General features: G+C 46.9%; 18 protein-coding genes. 7 read left to right on the top strand and 11 right to left on the bottom strand.

What is annotated here, in order from left to right; genetic code table 11:
* Nucleotides 1–74 precede the first annotated feature (74 nt).
* The 5 genes from nqrE to KFE26_RS04225 are packed head-to-tail and all read right to left on the bottom strand — an operon-like array spanning nucleotide 75 to nucleotide 4711.
* A complete protein-coding gene (nqrE, locus tag KFE26_RS04245; protein ID WP_105250116.1) occupies nucleotides 75–683 on the bottom strand; it encodes an NADH:ubiquinone reductase (Na(+)-transporting) subunit E in 609 nt (202 codons plus the stop codon).
* Between the two features lie 9 nt (nucleotides 684–692).
* The gene (locus KFE26_RS04240; protein WP_028761892.1) at nucleotides 693–1313 is read right to left on the bottom strand and encodes an NADH:ubiquinone reductase (Na(+)-transporting) subunit D; all 621 of its coding nucleotides are present in this window, start codon (nucleotides 1311–1313) and stop codon (nucleotides 693–695) included.
* Complete coding sequence (locus KFE26_RS04235; RefSeq protein WP_105250117.1) at nucleotides 1310–2116, bottom strand: Na(+)-translocating NADH-quinone reductase subunit C; 807 nt, start codon at nucleotides 2114–2116, stop codon at nucleotides 1310–1312. The genes KFE26_RS04240 and KFE26_RS04235 overlap by 4 nt, the downstream gene beginning before the upstream one ends.
* Complete coding sequence (locus KFE26_RS04230) at nucleotides 2106–3338, bottom strand: NADH:ubiquinone reductase (Na(+)-transporting) subunit B (protein WP_028759366.1); 1233 nt, start codon at nucleotides 3336–3338, stop codon at nucleotides 2106–2108. Before KFE26_RS04230 ends, KFE26_RS04235 begins: the two co-directional genes overlap by 11 nt.
* On the bottom strand, nucleotides 3338–4711 hold the full coding sequence (locus tag KFE26_RS04225; RefSeq protein ID WP_212599748.1) for a Na(+)-translocating NADH-quinone reductase subunit A: 1374 nt from the start codon (nucleotides 4709–4711) through the stop codon (nucleotides 3338–3340). Before KFE26_RS04225 ends, KFE26_RS04230 begins: the two co-directional genes overlap by 1 nt.
* Nucleotides 4712–5165: 454 nt before the next feature.
* Between KFE26_RS04225 and KFE26_RS04220 the strand changes: the two genes are divergently transcribed.
* The 3 genes from KFE26_RS04220 to KFE26_RS04210 all read left to right on the top strand — a co-directional run bounded on the left by KFE26_RS04220 (nucleotide 5166) and on the right by KFE26_RS04210 (nucleotide 7814).
* Complete coding sequence (locus tag KFE26_RS04220) at nucleotides 5166–6206, top strand: NADP(H)-dependent aldo-keto reductase (RefSeq protein ID WP_212599747.1); 1041 nt, start codon at nucleotides 5166–5168, stop codon at nucleotides 6204–6206.
* A 354-nt stretch (nucleotides 6207–6560) separates the two neighbouring features.
* Nucleotides 6561–7334 (top strand): outer membrane protein OmpV, encoded by a 774-nt coding sequence (gene ompV / locus KFE26_RS04215; RefSeq protein ID WP_212599746.1) that lies wholly within the window; start codon nucleotides 6561–6563, stop codon nucleotides 7332–7334.
* Between the two features lie 21 nt (nucleotides 7335–7355).
* On the top strand, nucleotides 7356–7814 hold the full coding sequence (locus KFE26_RS04210) for a CC0125/CC1285 family lipoprotein (RefSeq protein WP_028761861.1): 459 nt from the start codon (nucleotides 7356–7358) through the stop codon (nucleotides 7812–7814).
* Between the two features lie 260 nt (nucleotides 7815–8074).
* Here KFE26_RS04210 and KFE26_RS04205 read toward each other — a convergent pair whose 3' ends face one another.
* The 5 genes from KFE26_RS04205 to KFE26_RS04185 form a co-directional block, all read right to left on the bottom strand.
* Complete coding sequence (locus KFE26_RS04205) at nucleotides 8075–9367, bottom strand: ATP-binding protein (protein ID WP_212599745.1); 1293 nt, start codon at nucleotides 9365–9367, stop codon at nucleotides 8075–8077.
* Nucleotides 9364–10068, bottom strand: a complete 705-nt coding sequence (locus KFE26_RS04200; RefSeq protein WP_212599744.1) for a response regulator transcription factor — start codon at nucleotides 10066–10068, stop codon at nucleotides 9364–9366. Before KFE26_RS04200 ends, KFE26_RS04205 begins: the two co-directional genes overlap by 4 nt.
* Nucleotide 10069: 1 nt before the next feature.
* The gene (locus tag KFE26_RS04195; protein WP_173497302.1) at nucleotides 10070–10459 is read right to left on the bottom strand and encodes a DUF3019 domain-containing protein; all 390 of its coding nucleotides are present in this window, start codon (nucleotides 10457–10459) and stop codon (nucleotides 10070–10072) included.
* Nucleotides 10460–10468: 9 nt separating this feature from the next.
* Nucleotides 10469–11308 carry a MipA/OmpV family protein gene (locus tag KFE26_RS04190; protein ID WP_212599779.1) on the bottom strand — a complete coding sequence of 280 codons (840 nt, stop codon included), beginning with the start codon at nucleotides 11306–11308 and terminating at the stop codon, nucleotides 10469–10471.
* A 280-nt stretch (nucleotides 11309–11588) separates the two neighbouring features.
* The gene (locus KFE26_RS04185) at nucleotides 11589–13289 is read right to left on the bottom strand and encodes a methyl-accepting chemotaxis protein (protein WP_212599743.1); all 1701 of its coding nucleotides are present in this window, start codon (nucleotides 13287–13289) and stop codon (nucleotides 11589–11591) included.
* 345 nt (nucleotides 13290–13634) lie between these two features.
* On the opposite strand from KFE26_RS04185, the gene KFE26_RS04180 reads away from it, so the two are divergent.
* The 4 genes from KFE26_RS04180 to KFE26_RS04165 all read left to right on the top strand — a co-directional run bounded on the left by KFE26_RS04180 (nucleotide 13635) and on the right by KFE26_RS04165 (nucleotide 18093).
* Nucleotides 13635–14984 carry a cysteine desulfurase gene (locus KFE26_RS04180; protein ID WP_212599742.1) on the top strand — a complete coding sequence of 450 codons (1350 nt, stop codon included), beginning with the start codon at nucleotides 13635–13637 and terminating at the stop codon, nucleotides 14982–14984.
* Between the two features lie 69 nt (nucleotides 14985–15053).
* Nucleotides 15054–15494, top strand: a complete 441-nt coding sequence (locus tag KFE26_RS04175; protein ID WP_212599741.1) for a SufE family protein — start codon at nucleotides 15054–15056, stop codon at nucleotides 15492–15494.
* A 176-nt stretch (nucleotides 15495–15670) separates the two neighbouring features.
* Complete coding sequence (locus KFE26_RS04170) at nucleotides 15671–16837, top strand: membrane dipeptidase (protein ID WP_212599740.1); 1167 nt, start codon at nucleotides 15671–15673, stop codon at nucleotides 16835–16837.
* 83 nt (nucleotides 16838–16920) lie between these two features.
* The gene (locus tag KFE26_RS04165; RefSeq protein WP_212599739.1) at nucleotides 16921–18093 is read left to right on the top strand and encodes an AAA family ATPase; all 1173 of its coding nucleotides are present in this window, start codon (nucleotides 16921–16923) and stop codon (nucleotides 18091–18093) included.
* Nucleotides 18094–18111: 18 nt separating this feature from the next.
* On the opposite strand, the gene KFE26_RS04160 is transcribed toward KFE26_RS04165, so the two are convergent.
* On the bottom strand, nucleotides 18112–18429 hold the full coding sequence (locus KFE26_RS04160; RefSeq protein WP_212599738.1) for a cupin domain-containing protein: 318 nt from the start codon (nucleotides 18427–18429) through the stop codon (nucleotides 18112–18114).
* Between the last annotated feature and the right edge of the window lie 139 nt (nucleotides 18430–18568).

Genomic DNA, 18568 nt, shown 5'->3' with positions numbered 1-18568 from the left:
ATTACCCTTTTCTAGCTCTTTTCTAAAAAGAATCTGGTTTCACTTTCTCAATTCTTGGCTCGCCTACTGTAGCTTTACAGCGAGATCCCTGAGAAAGACATAAAGCCCAGCGCCATCAAGCCTGTAGTAATAAAGGTGATACCAATACCTTGTAAGCCTTCGGGAATCGCGTTGAATTTCATTCTTTCGCGCAGTCCCGCCAGCAGTACAATCGCCACCGCCCAACCAAGACCCGAGCCCATCGCAAACACCACTGACTCACCGAAGTTGTAATCACGGTTCGCCATAAAGATCACCCCGGCAAAAATCGCGCAGTTCACTGTGAGCAAAGGTAAGAAGATCCCAAGGGAGTCATACAGGCTAGGAATGTACTTATCCAAAAACATTTCAAGGATTTGCACTAACGCCGCAATCACACCAATGAAAGTGATCAGTTGCAGGTAACTTAAATCGATACCGGGTAATCCCGCCCAAGACAGTGCGCCAGGTGCGAGCACTTTGACGTAAATCAGCTGGTTTAACGGCACGGCTAAGGTCATCACCACAATCACAGCGACACCTAGACCAAAGGCGGTTGACACCTTTTTAGACACGGCCAAGAAAGTACACATGCCCAAGAAGAACGACAGCGCCATGTTGTCGATAAAAGTGGCCTGCAAAAATAGATTTATATAGTGTTCCATATCTGCTCCTTAACCCCGTTTCCGCTGGATCACATTGATAGTCCAGATCAACACACCAATCAGGAAGAAGGCGCTCGGTGGTAACTTGAACATCTCGTTTGGCAAGTACCAGCCACCATTCTCGATGGTGGTAAACACAGGGTGACCGAATAAATTCCCCGTCCCTAACAGCTCGCGTACAAAGGCGACGCTGATCAAAATCAAGCCATAACCTGTCGCATTACCAAGCGCATCGACGACCGCTAAATGCGGTGGATACTTCATGGCAAAGGCTTCTGCACGGCCCATGATGATACAGTTAGTGATAATTAACCCAACGAATACAGAAAGTTGCTTAGATAACTCATAGGCTACATCCTGCAGAACCATGTCGACGATAATCACTAAGGAGGCGATAACCGTCATCTGCGCGATAATCCGCACACTGGTCGGGATAAAGTTACGGATGGCAGAGATAATCAGGTTAGAAAACACCAACACAAAGGTCACTGCCAGTGTCATCACCACAGCGGTTTGCATTGAGTTACTGACCGCCAGTGCCGAACATACGCCCAGCACTTGCATCGCGACGGGGTTATTGGCAAACACTGGCCCCGTTAACATGTCACGCATGGATAAAGTGTTGCTCATTTTGCCTCTCCCAACTCACCTTGCAATTCACCCTGCGTGGCCGTCGCTTTCAGCTGATTGAAGAAGGTTTGAAAACCTTCAACGCCAAACCAAAACTCCATTGCGCGCTGCACGCCGCGGCCCGTCATGGTCGCGCCACTCACCGCATCAACACCGTGAATATCGCCTTCTTTAGCGCCGCCTTTCACAAGACGTATCGAAAACTTGCCTTTTTCATCAAACAATTGCTTACCCTTCCATAGTGACACCCACTTAGGATCAGTTAAAAAATCGCCGATACCAGGGGTTTCACCGTGTTCGTACACAACTAGCCCTTTAATGGTGTTGAAATCGGGTTCAACCGCCACATAACCGTAGATCATCGACCACAGACCTTTGCCATAGAAAGGCACAACCACGCTGTCTAACTTGCCGTTGGCATCGAGCACTTTAAACACGCGGGCATCGTTCGCACGGGTTTTAATCTTGGCGATATCTTTTTTCGGCGCACTTGAAGTCTCAGGATTAATTGCCGCCATACGCTCATCGAAATCGAGGACGTTAGCGTCTGAGTCCACCTTACCTGTGTCTAAGTTGATCAATAATGGCTTAACGGATTTAGCGAAAATCTCTCTAAACTCATTGCCCTGACCTAAGTTCACATCGGCGGCCATCAACACATAGCGCTGTACTTCGTCACGTTTTTTGGCAACTTTACGTTCTTTCAATATGCCTGCAGTGCCTGTGATCATAAAAGAGCACAGGAGGCAGAGCGTGATGGTGAAGATCATGGTCCCCACCACAGTATCTTTCTTAAATACCATGACGTTTTAATCTCCGTTTGATGTTGGCGCGGGCCACCAGATAATCGAACAGCGGCGCCCAAAGGTTGGCGAACAGAATGGCTAACATCACGCCCTCAGGCATTTTGGGGTTAGCGACACGGATAAGCACAGTCATAAAACCAATCAAAGCACCGTAGGCAAACTTGCCTTGGCGAGTGTACGAAGTGGTTACAGGATCGGTGGCCATAAACATCATTGCTAGCGCAAAACCGCCAGTGACAAGATGCCAAGTCCACGGCATTGCCATCATTTGATTGCTGCTAGAACCGATGTAATTACACAGCGTTGCTGTCGCTATCATGCCCAGCAACACACCTAGCACAATGCGCCAATCCGCTAAGCGGCTGATCAGCAATAATGAACCGCCGATCAAAATCGCTAAGGTGCTGGTTTCGCCAATCGCGCCCACGGTAAAGCCAAAAAAGTTGTTCCACCAGTTAGGATCGCTAAAGGCGCTAAACCAAGAGTAATCGGCAAAACTCAACTTGCCCGCTGCGGTTTGTGCCAGCGCTGTTGCACCAGAGAAACCATCAACGGCAACGAGCTGTTTAATGGTTGAAACTTCAGATGGATAGGCGAAGTAGATAAAAGCCAAGCCCGCCAGCGCAGGGTTAAGGAAGTTATATCCCATGCCACCAAATAGCTCTTTAGCCACGACCACACCAAAGGAAATCCCCATGGCCACCAGCCACAACGGTGTTGATACTGGCAAGATTAAGGTAAACAGCAGGGCCGTCACGAAGAAACCTTCGTGCAACTCTTGACCACGAACCCGCGCAAACACCACTTCCCAGAACAAACTGGTGAGCAGTGCTGTCAGGTAAATCGGCAGATAAAAACTAAGACCATAGAGGAATAAACCTAATATCCCAGTGTCTTGGCTAAGGCTGCCAAACAGGGTATTAAAGATTTCTAACTTCCAAATATCTGGCGTCGATAATCCGCCCGCGAGCGCAAGCTGTGCCTGTAGGCCAATGTTATATAGACCGAATAAAATGGCGGGCAGTAAACACAAACCGACTAGCGTCATGGTACGTTTCACGTCAATCGCGTCACGCACATGCACTTGGCCCTTAGTGCTACGACCATTGGCAATGACGAGTGAGCGCAAAAAGCCCTTCATCGACTTACCCGTTGCGTAGTACTCTTGTTGCAAATCAGAGGCGTCCTGTAAATCAGGTTTTTTCACTTGTTTGGTCATTAACCTTCCCTCTCAATAACATCTAGACAGGCACGTAATTCTTTACCAAAGTCATATTTGCCGGGACATACGAAGGTACACAGCGCCAGATCTTCTTCATCTAACTCCAATGCACCTAAGGCCTGCGCCTCGTCGGTATCACGCACCACTAAGTCTCGAACGAGTAAGGTGGGTAAAATATCCAGTGGCATCACGCGATCTAACTGACCAAAAGCCATCATGGCGCGAGCAGAACCGCCCTGATGAGTCGTAAACTCGAACAATTTAGTCGCACCAAACAGACGTGATGTTACGGCACGAGTGATGGAGAATTTGTCAGAACCACCGCGCACCCAAGGGAGAACATGGTGCTGCGAATCTTCGCTCAACACTGACACTTGGTTGTGGAATCGGCCTAAAAAGTCATGTACGCCCGCCGCGGTATGGCCAGATAACACAGATCCCGATACCACGCGGTTATGGCCAGGTTTGATTTCATCACTCACTAAGGTACTTAGCTCAGCGCCCAATTGAGTGCGCAGTAAACGCGGGTTCAGCACGCTCGGGCCACCTAAGGCGACGATGCGGTCGGTATACAACTCACCGGTTTGGAATAACTTGCCGTAGGCAATCACATCTTGATAACCGATATGCCATACCTGACGTTCTAAACTCACTGGCAAGGTAAAGTGAATATGAGTGCCCACTAAACCCGCAGGATGAACACCATCAAAACGGCGCACCTCAAGTTGTGGTAATGCTTCTTTAACAATCGCTTCGCCCTTATCCTGGCACAGGTAAACCTTGCCTTCGGTTAAACGGCTCAACACCAGCAAGCCAGCTTTAAAAGCTTCGGTTTGCTCGGCGATGATCAAACGCGGATCAGCGGCCAGTGGATTAGTATCGATAGCGGTGACGAAAATACCTGCTGGCGTGCTATCGAGCGCAGGCACGCGCGAGAAAGGCCGAGTACGCAGTGCAGTCCATAGACCGCTTTTCACTAATTGCGCCTGAACGGTTGACCTTGCTAAAGCGGCGATGTCTTGATGGATATCGAAGGAAATCTGCCCATCGCGGTTTTCACCGTCATCACAACGAATGACGACTGATTGTAGAATTCGACGCTCGCCGCGGTTAATTGCTACGACTTGGCCACTAGCAGGTGCAGTGAACAAGACTCCAGGCGTTTTTTTGTCTTCAAATAGGGCTTGGCCCTTTTGAACAAAATCACCCTCTTCGACCAACATCGTCGGCTTAAGCCCAACGAACTCTTCTCCCAGAACAGCCACTTGGGATGGCTTAGCACCGAGTTCAATGACCTGTCGCGGCTCACCAACAATCGGCAAGTCGAGGCCTTTTTTGATCGTTACAATTTGGTTTGAAAAATCTGCCATCACAAATATCAACCATGAAAAATTTTTAGATAAATTTAGGGTAGAGATTTGTTAACGCAGATTCCGATATTGGCGTCACATTCCGCTGCAAATTCGTAAGTTAGATACGTAAATTTACGCAATTTTGTGACACAGATTCACATCCTTACTTACTGTAATCTGCAAATGTAGTTTTATAACAATTTATTCATAAATACGTCATTACTGATTTAGTAGTACCTAAGGTTTACAAAAATAAGCAAAAATCTCCATTTCAGTGCAGTAAAGCGCTAAAACCGTTAAAAGAGCAACTCAGCGAACAAACTTCAACCAATGGCATGCCTCAAAATGGGGCAGGATGGCTAAACTTGCTGGCTATTTTTAGCGCACTAACATTTCAACCTATGGTTTAACCTTTGCTTTACAGCAAAAGCTTGGTAGCCTCAAACTAAGAGAGTTTCCGTAGGAGAAATAGATGGAATACAGACGCATACCGCATTCTAATCTTGAGGTCAGTAAAATTTGTTTGGGCACTATGACTTGGGGCGAACAAAATACCCAAGCCGAAGCATTTGCGCAGCTGGACTACGCCATAGGAAATGGCATCAACTTTATCGATACGGCGGAAATGTATCCCGTCCCACCTAAGCCCGAAACCCAAGGGGAAACCGAGCGTATTCTGGGGCAATATATCAAGGCACACGGCAACCGTGACGACCTAGTGATTGCCACTAAAATTGCCGCACCGGGTGGTAAGAGTGATTATATTCGCAAGAATATGGCGCTGGACTGGAACAACATCCACCAAGCGGTCGATGCGTCTTTAGCACGCCTCCAAATAGACACTATCGACCTTTATCAAATCCATTGGCCTGACCGTAATACCAATTTCTTTGGTGAACTGTTTTACGATCAACAAGAGCATGAGCATCAAACGCCGATCCTCGAGACCCTAGAAGCGCTCGCCGAAGTGATCCGCCAAGGTAAAGTGCGCTATATCGGGGTGTCGAACGAAACGCCTTGGGGCTTGATGAAATACCTGCAACTCGCCGAAAAACATGGCTTGCCGCGTATTGTGAGTGTGCAAAATCCCTATAACTTGCTTAATCGCAGTTTCGAAGTCGGCATGAGCGAAATCAGTCACCGCGAAAACTTGCCATTACTGGCCTATTCGCCACTGGCCTTTGGCGCCTTGACGGGAAAATATTGCAACGACCAATGGCCTGAAGGCGCGCGCCTGACCTTGTTTAAGCGTTTCGCCCGCTATACAGGTTCGCAAATGGCTCTGGAGGCTACAAAAGCCTATGTCGATTTGGCCCGCGAGTTCAAACTCACGCCCGCACAAATGGCGTTAGCTTTTGTTAACTCACGTAAGTTTGTCGGCTCCAATATCATCGGCGCCACCGACTTATATCAACTGAAAGAAAACATCGACAGTTTAAAAGTCACCTTATCGCCAGAGCTATTAGTGCGATTAAACCAACTGTCCGATCAATTTAGATTACCTTGTCCTTAGCCCCTAGGCTTAGTCGGCGAGTTGTTTGAATGACTGACCAATAGCATCGGGTCAAATCCCCCTGATGCTATTGATTTCAAATAGCTTTAGAGGCATAACTTTTTACCTTTATATCACCTCATCAATGCGCTCTCTCCTCCATTCAATCAAAAGCTACCTATTACTTAGTCTTGTTTATCTTATCCCTCCGGCTTAGCAAAAGGTCATCGTCTTCAGCTCCACGAGCTCACCAGCGCCAGGCTATGCGAGAAGGCTGCAATACATGGTCTAGGTTACATTCGGATACAGAGTCCTTTTAAGAAGTGAAATATAGTGGCATCACAGTCACTAGACAGATGTCTTAAGGATAAAAAAATGAAAAAACTTTGCTTTGTAATCACAAGTGTTTTGATGTCAAGCCACGCTCTTGCTGAAAGCAATACCTACATTCGTAACGGTAATATCTATAGTCATCAAGATCAGTTCTTTGCTGGCGCAGGTGTTGCTACTGGTAGTCAGTTTTATAAGGGTCAAGATCACCAAACAGGTGCCTACCTCAATGGCGGCTACCACGGTGAAGACTTCAACGCCGATCTGTCCGGCATCAACTACCGCTTTTTAGGCACGAACGATAGTGCCGTTAATTTCAGTATCTTTGCCGTTGCCAATCCCGGCTTTGATACCGATGATGCGGATATTTTAACGGGCATGAAGGATCGCAAATTCAGTGGTGATCTGGGTTTAAACGCCGACATTCATTTAGGAAATGGCACGCTATCAACTAAATTCCAACACGATGTCACCAATATTTATGATGGTTTTCAGGCTGATATCACCTATTACCATCCAATAAATGTAGGCTTCGGTGATCTGGTGCCTTATGCAGGTGTGCACTACTTCAGTAAAGACTTCGCAAACTACTACACAGGTGTGACGTCATCTGAAGCTACGGCGCAGCGCCCTGCCTATCAAGCCGACGGCACCTTTGCATATAAGCTAGGCTACGCTTTGGTTATTCCAGTCACTAAGCATTTAGATATTACTCAAGCCACAGGTTACTCGCACATAGGTGCCAACATGGCAGACTCTCCGCTCATAGACAGTAACAACCAGTGGGTTACTACCCTTGGCGTGAACTATAGCTTCTAAACAACCTGACGAGACAAGACCATGACACTTATCAGAAAAACGTTTTTATGTGCTGGATTAGCTCTGATGCTTTCAGCTTGTGCCACTTCCTACGATACCGAAAAGCAATTTTGGTCTTTCGGTAAAGGATTTGAAACCGCACAGATTGCACCCGATAGCTGGCAGATAAGCTTTGTTGGCAATACCAACACTGACCGCGCATTGGCCCGAAAGTACGTCATGCGTAAGTCAGCAGAGTTATGCAAACAAGCGGGTTATAACTACTTCACTTTTACTCACGAACAAACCGATCGTGATGCAATTGGCCAGTTTGGAGTAGGAGCGAGCGCGAGTAAGGATATCTTGTGGGGGAGTTCGACGATGAATCAAGAAACCTCTGTCATGGTCGAAGTCACAGGTTTACATAGCAAACCAGAAAATGCGAGTTCCCGCATCTATGAAACAGATTACATACTTAACAATGTCAATGTGAAAAGTTAATTGCTCATCAAAAATGCACCAGTCTAGATTCTCGTTAGGTATCAAGGCTGGTGCGTTTTATTTATAAATCCCCCTGTTTTGCACCAATTCGTTAAGCACTCATTCGTATAGTAAGTTGAGTCATTCTGCCTCTATCTCTAAATCAACACAGCAGATTAGATGACGCAGATTTAGCCGCATTGCTCGTTTCAGCTCATGTTAAAGAAACAGACAAAAACGACTCAAACCTCGTATTATACCAATCGTATTAAACCCCAACTTTAAACTTCAGCCTTGAATTTTAGTGACATGCGAGCCCCACCCAAGTCAGGAGCACGGCCAATACGTAATGGCGAACCCATCCAACAACCAATTCTATCGACAATCGCCAGACCCATGCCATGACCGGAATTTCCGCGGCTGTGCTGACCACGCACAAAAGGTTTAATCACTTGAGCAGATTCCTGTTCATCTATACCAGGGCCATCATCGTCAACGTGTAACCACGCAATCCCATCTTCCAATGCCAACATCAGCCGGATATTTGCACGGCCAAAACGCAGCGCATTACTGAGCAAGTTATTCACCTGCATTGACAAGTACTTAGGATCTGTTTTGATGTTCAACGGTATTGGGCAGGTGATGAGTTCCACTGAAAACCCTGGGTATACTTGGCCTTGATACTTTTCCAGCAACCAAGTATTAAGCTCAATAGGTTGCCAATCAGGTTGGATATTCGCCTCATCGAGGCGGGCATAGCTGAGCAGTGTCATGACCAACTCTTCCATAGTGTCCAGATCGCGGTTCAATCGCTGAAAATACTTCACCCTAAGTTGTTCGCTTTGGGTTTCTTCTAACGCCGCAATACCAAATCGCAGCCGCGCAATCGGAGTTTTTAAATCATGGGAAACTGCCCGACTAAGCAATTTATTGTCATCGATTAATTGCTGGATGCGATCTGCCATTCGATTGAATTCGCTTTCTATTGTGCCTATGTAAGACGCTTTACTGACCACAATTCGCTGCTGTAATTCTCCCATACCAAATGCTTGAGTCACCTTACTGAGATTAACCAATTGGCGGATTAAAGGAGACACCCACACCAACAAAATCACCACCACACCGCCATAAAAAAGCATGGTATACAGCTTGTTCGCGTTAAAACTCACATCAGCGGGCGTCACTATCTGGGTATTGATATTCAGCACCTGACCCGTTTTAGGCAATAAATAGTGCAAAGAGATGCCATCATCGGACTCCAGCAGTAATGATTCCCCTGAATAAAACTCTGTTTTTAGGGCTGAGGGTAAGACAAAATCCGCTTCATTCACCAAAGACAATTGATCTGCATTTCGCTGATTCCAGTTGTCTATAAACGCATTATTTGGGGCGGGATCGTTATCTAACGTTTGCGCCAGTGAGCCGCCCAGCAGTTTTAATGCCGCGAAGTGAGTTGCTGGGCTAGGCGTTTCATTATCAGGATCAATAAGTGTTGCAAACTCACTTATCGACCAGCCTAGGCTGGCAATGGCCACCAGCACGACCAGCACCAGAGAAGTCATTAACTTCTTCATAAAGCTTGCTCGGCCTCATCGCGGCAAAACAAATATCCCTTGCCACGAATGGTTTTTACTTTATAGGGCTGACTCAACGCTTCCTGCAACTTCTTGCGTAAGCGCGATATGCGAATATCCACCGAGCGGTCTAGGCCATCGTATTCAATGCCCCGCAGTTGGGCCACCAATTCATTGCGACTCACTATCGTGCCCGCCTTCAATGCCAGCAGCCACAAGACATCAAACTCATTGGCATTCAAATCCAGCGGTTGTTTATCAATGGTGACTGATTTTGCCGTCGCATTTAACACTAAAGAATCAAACACTAATTGCTGCTTTTGCTCCTCATCACTCACTCGGCGTAACAGGGCCTTTATCCGCGCTAACAGCACCTGTGGTCGAATCGGCTTAGTGAGGTAATCATCAGCCCCGGCATCTAACCCGCGGATTTCATCGCCGTCCTCAACGCAAGCCGTCATAAATAAAATGGGCCCAGTATAAAATCCCCTGGCCTCCTTACACACATCGAAGCCATTCTTAACGGGCATCATCACGTCGAGTAGCACTAAGTCAGGCATCTCATCGGCTATCATCTCTAAGGCAAAATCACCTTGGCTGGCCACTGTGACTCCGTAACCGTGATCCAGTAAATAATCACTGATCCACTCTGCCAGTGAGGTATCGTCCTCTACGACTAAGATATGCTTTGCAACTGACATATTAGAATAACCTCCAACCGGACTGACTCTGTTTAGGGGCCTTATAAACCCATGTCACGACCACTTTAACTTGCGCGAGCGGTTGCACATCATCATTACGGATAAGACTAAAAGTCGCCGTTTTATCCCCTTCAAAACTATATTGATATTCTTGCAAAGCTTTGCCAGTCCAGCAGGTTAACTGGTGCTGACGGTCTGTCAGTATGAGGCAGTACTCGCCGCTCGCGGGTGTCTGCCATCGGAACAATACATCTTGATAGCAAGTTTGCCCTTTATGCAGTGCAATGCAGCGTTCTGGGGTCGCGGTAAAAATAACGGCATCATCCTGACTCCAAGCCAAAAAAGGCGCGCTCAGCATCACTACCGCTAACAATGGGTTAAATCGATTCATGCCCTCCTCCTAAAACACATAGCTAAGAGAAGCATTAAAATACGATGTATAACTCGCTTGATTGAAGGGACTGTCGGTCACTTCTTGGGATAACACATTGAAGCGATACATGGCCCGAAAGACAAAATTTTCACTCAGCGGATAGGCAACCCCTAACTCCATGCCGTAACTGAAAGAGCTATCCGGCCGATACTCAGGAAAGCGTTCAGTGGCTTCTTCCTTACTGATCCCAAAAAGATAGCGATTCAAGGTGGCAGATGAGTAACCTACGCTCCCCAATACGTGAAAATTCCAATTACGAACCTGCCAGGACTTACCCAATCTGGCAGAACTTTGAATACCTTGATCATCATAATAATCAGATACTAACCTATACTGAAAAACATAGTTATCGCCCCAATAACGCGTGGCACGAAAACCGGCACCAACATAGAGAGAATCTTCCGATAGTAGATAAGCATTGCGGCCAGCTTCATCCAGCATACTGGGATCCACATCAGGACGGGACCATGAACCTTGCAAGTTAGCCAATAGCAGTTCTAATGACCAATCCTCTGAGCTCCAAAGATTAAACCCCAGATTAATGCCATCTTGAGATTGATGGATCATCTCAACAAACAGCCCTTTGTACTGGTACATGCCACTGACTAACAGCGACAACTGTGCAGAACCAGAATCCGTTTGCCGAACATCGACTTGATTAATCCCGTAAACACTCATGCCCAGCTCAAAATCACCGCCGTCAGCAAGGCGATTAGTTCCTCCAGTAACACTGCTCGCAATATCTGATGCTGCAGCGGTTCTAGGAAGAATGCTCAGCGTTAACACTAGAAGCCAAAGAATACGCATGCCCATTTAATTCACATTTTTAGTCGTTATTTAGCGCTACATATTACAACAGTTTGTTGCAAGTCACTGCACAACCAGTATCATTTTTACGGCAATAGTGTGTCGGATAACAAGAGAGACCTATATCCCAAACAACTTGAATCCTGCATCTTCAAATTATTTGGGGATATACTCACCTCACATTGAGTTAAGGTACAAATGAGGCTCAAGCTAAGATGAAGTAGCGCAGTTAAGTTAACCGCTGTCAGTCGTTGGCACACTGAATTATGGGCTAATGCATTTAAACAACTCGCACCTTAAACTGCTGCATCGTTTCCCTCAATGAATTCGCCTGCTTAGACAGTGACTCGCTGGCTTTAGCTGTTTCGTTAGCGCTGCTGAGTACCAACTCACCCGAATCACGAATCGCATTAATGCGCTCACTAATATCTTCGGCGGTCACGGCTTGCTCCTCACTAGCGGTCGCGACTTGAGTATTAGCCTGAGTCAGTTCAGTCAACGCATCTAAAATCTCAAATAAGTGTTGCTTGGCTTGATTAACGAGCAGTGATGACTCACTGATTTGCTTATCGTTATTGGCGAAGGATTCGACTGAGGATTTGGCGTCTTTCACAAGTGTTTGGATAAGATCGCTGATCTCCTGCGTGGCCGTTTGACTGCGCGTTGCCAATGCCCGCACTTCTTCGGCAACGACAGCAAAACCACGACCTTGATCTCCCGCCCGCGCCGCTTCAATCGATGCATTCAAAGCTAATAAGTTCGTCTGCCCAGCTATCGCATCGACCACAGAAACAAAGTTGAGGATTTTCCCCGTACTCGCCTGAACCTGTTGAATAAGTTGATTCGAATACTGGGCGCTGGCAACCAACTGCTTCGATATTTTTTCGCTCGCATCGACAACCTCACAACTTTCTTTCACTTTATGCTCAGCTTGTCCCGCTGAATACGAAGCGGTTTCTGCACTACTCGCCACTTCAGTGATCGTTGCTGCCATTTGGGTCATAGAGGCGGCGACTTGGTCTGTGTTATCCTGCTGCCTCAACATAGCCTCACGATTATTCTCGGCCACCGCATTAAGCTCAGTCACCATAGAGGCAATTTCTTCACTTCGAGCAATCACTTGGCCAACAGTTTTACTTAAGGTCCACGCCATTTGATTCATACTGACGGTAAGTTCACCTAATTCATCCTTGGAATCGACGTGTAACTCTTGGTTAAAGTTGCCCTTTTCCATCATGGCGGCAGAATTACGTAACCGATTGATAGATTTGACCATGTATTGACTGCAAACGATGCCAATCAATAATCCTATGACTAAAGACACTATCGAAATAATCGTTAAGCCATAAATCGCCCTAAGCTCTTCTTCCTCTGTTACAGAAACTGCAGCTTGAGTCATCAGCGCTAAACGTTCTACGAATTGACTTAGCTCAGCATTAAACACATTTTGCGCTTCCTCTAAAGATTCAACCCGCTTAGCTAAAGCGGTATGGTCTTCTTTTTGCTGAATACCCGAAATAACGGTGCCAAGCAGGACTTTATAATCTGCAAAATGCTGAATGATCGTGTCAATATCTTGATTTAGCTGCTGTGTTTTCTCACGTACTTGAGGAGTTTTAGCGTTTTTTAATGCCTCTCCAAGCATGGTTTGAGTCGAGAGCAACTCCTTGCTAATGTCTTCATTGTGCTGAACAACATCCGCAATAAAAGCCGCTAGAATGAGTGGACTGGATACGGCGTCAACATCCGCGGCACGAAACGCTTTTTCTAGAATGACAGAGCTTTCAAGCTGCTTAATGGTGATGTCAGTCGATAGCCTGACTAATGGAATATTCTCTTCTGCAATGCCATGAATTTCCTCCGATACACGCTGCATCTTCAACAGACTAAATCCAGACAAAATCAAGATCAGTACTAACATCACCCCAACGAGGGCGATCATCTTATGTTTAATCCGTAAGTCTTTTAAAAGCTTCACCATAAAACTACTCTCCAGCAAACACTGACAACGAAGGACGTCCAATTTAGGATAGTCGGAGTTTTAACTTTCGGTGGATGAATTAAGCGTAAAGTATTAGCTGAATTTAAAAGAAAAACTTAAACATTAGAAAAATCGCATCATAGCTAAGCTCAATGATGCGTTAGAGTCTAAAACCGTTTAAGGCGTGCAAAATATCTATTAGGCAACAGTTTGACAGACCTTGGTGAAATTAGGCGTTCAATACCACTGTCCAATACCAACGCCTCAACAAACCGCTAAAACTTGCATTCACATGGCAGATCACAGAAGATCCCTTGGCCTTTTTCATTGCCCTTAGCCTCGCCCATGACTCAACCTGCATCGCCTACGCCAAATACTGTGACTAACACAGCGACGAATACAATGGCTGACATTGAAACATCCCATGCCTCAGCGAATGCTATGCCTGATACCACAGTGACACTTGGATCATCTGAAGCATATCAGCAAAATGCTCAGATTCGGTCGCAATTCCCAGCGTTAAATCAAATGCTTGATGGTTATCCCCTATGTTATCTCGACACAGCAGCCACCAGCCAGAAGCCGCAAATGGTGTTAGATGCCATGGCACAGTTTTACACCAACGACAATGCCAATGTGCACCGTGCAGCGCATCAGTTATCAGCGCGTTCGACCTTAAGCTATGAGAAAGTGCGCGATCAGTTGCAGCAATTTTTGAAGGCAAAACGCCGCGAAGAAATCATTTTTACCCACGGCACCACAGAATCAATCAACTTAGTCGCCTTTGGGCTGACTACCCAATTAAATGCTGGCGATGTGATATTAATCGACGCCGCCGCTCACCACGCCAATATCGTGCCTTGGCAGGAACTGGCGAAACGCACAGGGGCAATCATTAAACCAATCCCGCTCTGTCAGGATTGCCGCTTAGATATCAACGCCTATAAAACCTTGCTCGAGTTAAAGCCTAAAATCGTCGCCCTGTGCCATGTTTCCAACGCCCTAGGTACAGTCAATCCCGTGGCTCAGCTAGTGCAGTTAGCGAAAAAACAAGGTGCTATCACCTTAGTTGATGGTGCGCAGGCAGTGGCGCATTTAACGCTGGATGTGACTGAAATCGATTGTGATTTTTACGTCTTCTCGGGGCATAAAATGTATGGTCCCACTGGTGTTGGCGTGCTTTACGGCCGTTTCGACGCGTTAGATAATCTCGCGCCACTATTAACTGGAGGCGAGATGATTAAACGCGTGAGTTTTGAGGCGACAGAATTTGGCAACCTGCCGAATCGCTTAGAAGCGGGCACACCGCCGATTGCTGAAGTCATAGGTTTGGGCGCGGCCATTACATTTTTACAAACCGAGCTCATGCCGCAGGTTCAAGCTTATGAAGCTGAACTAGTTAACTATTTACAAAGCCAATTGCGCGCACTCGGTGAAGTGCATTTATACGGCGCCTTTGATGACAATATCGGCGTCGTCGCCTTTAATCTTGCCGGTGAACATCACCAAGATGTAGGCATTTTGCTGGACCAACAAGGGGTTGCCGTTCGTTGTGGCCATCATTGTGCCATGCCATTAATGCAGAGCCTGAATCTTAAGGGCTGTTGCCGCGCCTCTATCGGTATCTACACCAATAAAGACGATATCGACCGCTTTATTGCCGCGTTAGCCTCGGTAAAAGACTTGCTGCTGTAATCCAGCATTTAGCCACTGATCTACGCCACTCATACGATGCTCAAGATAAATGAGACAGGATTTAGCCCTATGACAGATTCAATCATGCCAAATGAGGCCGATTTTCACTATTTAGTGCAAGATGCCGAAACCTTACTGGCGCGTTTTACCAATGCCCCTAACTGGCAGGAAAGATATCGCCAAATTATGTTGCTAGGGAAAGACTTACCAAGTTTAAGCCCTGAGCTTCGCATCGAGGCCGCTCAGGTCAAAGGCTGCGAGAGTGATGCGTGGATTTATCATCTAGAACAGGCTGGCAGGCACTATTATTTAGCCGACAGCGATGCCCGCATCGTTAAGGGATTGATTGGATTATTGCTTGGTGCCTGCCATGGCAAAAGCCGCGCTGAAATCCAAGCATTTGATCCTACAGCTTACTTCAAACAATTGGGCCTAGAAAGTCAGCTCAGCCCATCGCGCACTAACGGCCTTAACTCACTGGCAAAAGCGATGGTTGAAGCCACTCGATAATCATAACCCGAGGGTTTTCATTTACTGCGACAAGCGATAATTAAAACCACTCGGCAACAACAAATAATCACAACTCTAGCTCAGGGGCAAAGGCCAAAAAAGGGATTTAATCAAAGACTTCTACGCCCTAAAAAGGTATAAAGAAGTTACATTTGCGTTATTGATAGGAACCGAGCATGCCCATCAAGGCAGTCAATCACTACCGTCGTACACTCCTTAAAGGTCTTGGCGCAGCAACTCTGTTAAGTCCACTCGCCAGTTTACCTAGCTTTGCCGCCGCACAAAGGCGGATATATGTCGATGGTTTATCCTTCCTACCCGATGACTTAAGTGATGTAACCGCCGCTAAACTCGATGCCTATCTTTGCGATATTTCGGCTATTGAGACCATAGAACAAGCCGATGGCACTCAAAACTACAAACGCACTTATAAAGCTTGCATGGAAAGCATTAAGCAGGCCGCTAAACGGGTAAGTGATCATCCCGATATTTTACTGCAAGGTCTGAGGGGGCGAGATATTCAACGTGCCCGCGACAGCCAGCGCACTGCGGTATACTTTCAAATACAAGGCGCAGATTGTGTCGAAGAAGACAGCGAAGCTAACCAGTGGGCGCGGGTAGATGAGTTTCATCAACAAGGGCTACGCGTATTGCAACTCACCCACCATTACGGCAATACCTTTGCCGGCGGCGCCTTAGATAATGATGCCAGTGGCGGACTCAATAAACCACTCACGGCCCACGGGCACGAACTTATCGCCAAACTCAATCACGCCAATATCTTGATCGATGTGAGTCACTCCAGCGCTCAAACCGCTTTAGATGTCGCAAAAATCACTAAATCACCCATAGTGCAAAGCCACGGCGCGGCGCGCGGCATAGTAAACCATGCCCGTTGTTCCCCCGATGAAGTGATCCGCGCCATCGGCGATAGCGGCGGCGTATTCGGCGTATTTATGATGAGTTTCTGGCTTACCAATAATGCCGTGCCCACGATTGATGATTATATTCGCCAACTGGAATACGTTATGCGTGTTGGTGGAGTGGACTGCGTGGCAATCGCGAATGACTTCCCGCTCCGAGGCCAAGAAAACCTACTGGCACTGGGTAATGACAACGCCAAAGGCATTAAAGAATATCAAGAATGGTGGTACAGCCTGAGGGCGAAAGGCGTGCTAGGTTTTGATGCAGAGCCAAGGCATGTAGTAATCCCCGAGCTGAATCATATCGATCGCATGAGCCGTATCGACGATGCCTTAGCCAAGGCACGCTTTAAATCTACTGACCGCGACCGTTTTATGGGTGGTAACTGGCAAAGAGTGCTCAACAAAGTGCTACTGTAAATGCCATTGTTTTATCGTCAGGTTTAATTTACTTTGTCGATAAATTTACTGGTTTATCAGCTTGTTTCAGTCTTGGATATTCTATGCTGACCACACTCGCTATTTTCAATTATCGCTCTCTGCGTGAAATCGTCTTGCCCCTAGGGCAACTCAATTTGATCACTGGGGCGAATGGCAGTGGTAAATCGAATCTATACAAGGCACTACGTTTACTCGCACAAACGGCGCAGGGCGGCGTTGTCAATGCTTTAGCCCAAGAAGGCGGACTCGACTCCAGCTTTTGGGCGGGACCAGAAAACCCCACCAAAAGTATGCTAGCGGGCGACACCGCCATTGAAGCTACCGTCAGGCAAGCGCCAAAACGCCTAAAGCTTGGATTTGCTGGCGAAGATTTTAGCTATCTTATTGAACTCGGTTTACCCAAACCCGACGCCACCACGCTGTTTGGCTTAGATCCACAAATCAAGCGCGAAGCCATTTGGAGCGGGCCTAAGTATCGACCCTCAACTGTATTGGTTGAGCGCCGTGGTCCTATGGTGAAGAGTCGCAGTGCTGACGGACAAGGCTGGATAACCTTAGGCGCACACCTGCAAACCGGCGACAGTATTTTTACCGAACTTGCCGATCCAGAGCGCAGCCCTGAAGTGCTCAAGCTTCGCGATAGTATCCGCGCATGGCGCTTTTACGATCACTTCAGAACCGATGCAGAAGCGCCAGCCCGTCGTCCACAATTAGGTACAGCCACGCCAGTATTGCACCACGATGGGCGCGACCTTGCATCAGCAATTCAAACCATTTTTGAGATAGGTGATAAAACGGCTTTTGATCATGCGGTCAGCGATGCGTTTCCCGGTGCTAAAGTTCGCATTGAACCCCAAGCGGGCGGTATTTTAGTACTCGCATTTCATCAAAATGGCTTATTAAGGCCACTCAATGCCAGTGAATTGTCGGATGGCACCTTGCGTTATTTGCTATTAATTACCGCCCTACTCACCCCAAGGCCGCCAGAGCTTATGGTGTTAAATGAGCCAGAAACCAGTCTGCATCCAGATTTATTGCCTGCGCTTGCACGCTTAATCGCTAAGGTATCGGAAGAGTGCCAGTTGTGGGTGGTTTCCCATGCTAATCGGCTTATTAATGCCTTAAGCCAATTTGAACACTGCAATACCTTGGCCTTAGATAAAACCTTAGGCCAAACGCAGATCCAAGGCCAAGACTTACTCAATACGCCCACTTGGCTATGGCAGAATCGTTAACCTGTAGCCTTACCCTAATCAATCGTAAAATACCGCGAGCCAAAGGGTTTCTGAACTTATAGAAGTCGAAGCGACTCGATGTTTTTGATGGGGCGGAATCGTTAAGTAATCACCAGGGGTTAGCGTAACGGGTTCACCTTGTTCAAATTCAAGCGTCGCCTCGCCTTTGAGCAGCATCACCCATTCATGTTGAGTTTGATCGTACCATTGACCTTCGAGCGTAGCTTGCCCATTGGAAACGATGCGTTCTATGGTCACAGTGTCATTACCCGCCAGTTTTTCAAACACTTCCGCCGATAAATCTGTGGGTAATTTTGCAAAAAAGTTATCAAGCATTTTGTCTTTATTCCTCTGCTTTTATTAATGTGCCACTCTGATTAAACGGTATTTTGAGCAATCAAGCATTGAGAAACGAATCCATAAACCGCTATGATATGCGCACAGAAATACTCAGTTGCCATGAGTATCACTCAGA

Origin of the sequence: Shewanella sp. M16 (assembly GCF_018224605.1) — a bacterium.
Lineage (GTDB): Bacteria > Pseudomonadota > Gammaproteobacteria > Enterobacterales > Shewanellaceae > Shewanella > Shewanella oncorhynchi.
The sequence above is the reverse complement of the archived record's forward strand: the minus strand, read 5'-3'. Positions and strand labels throughout refer to the sequence as shown.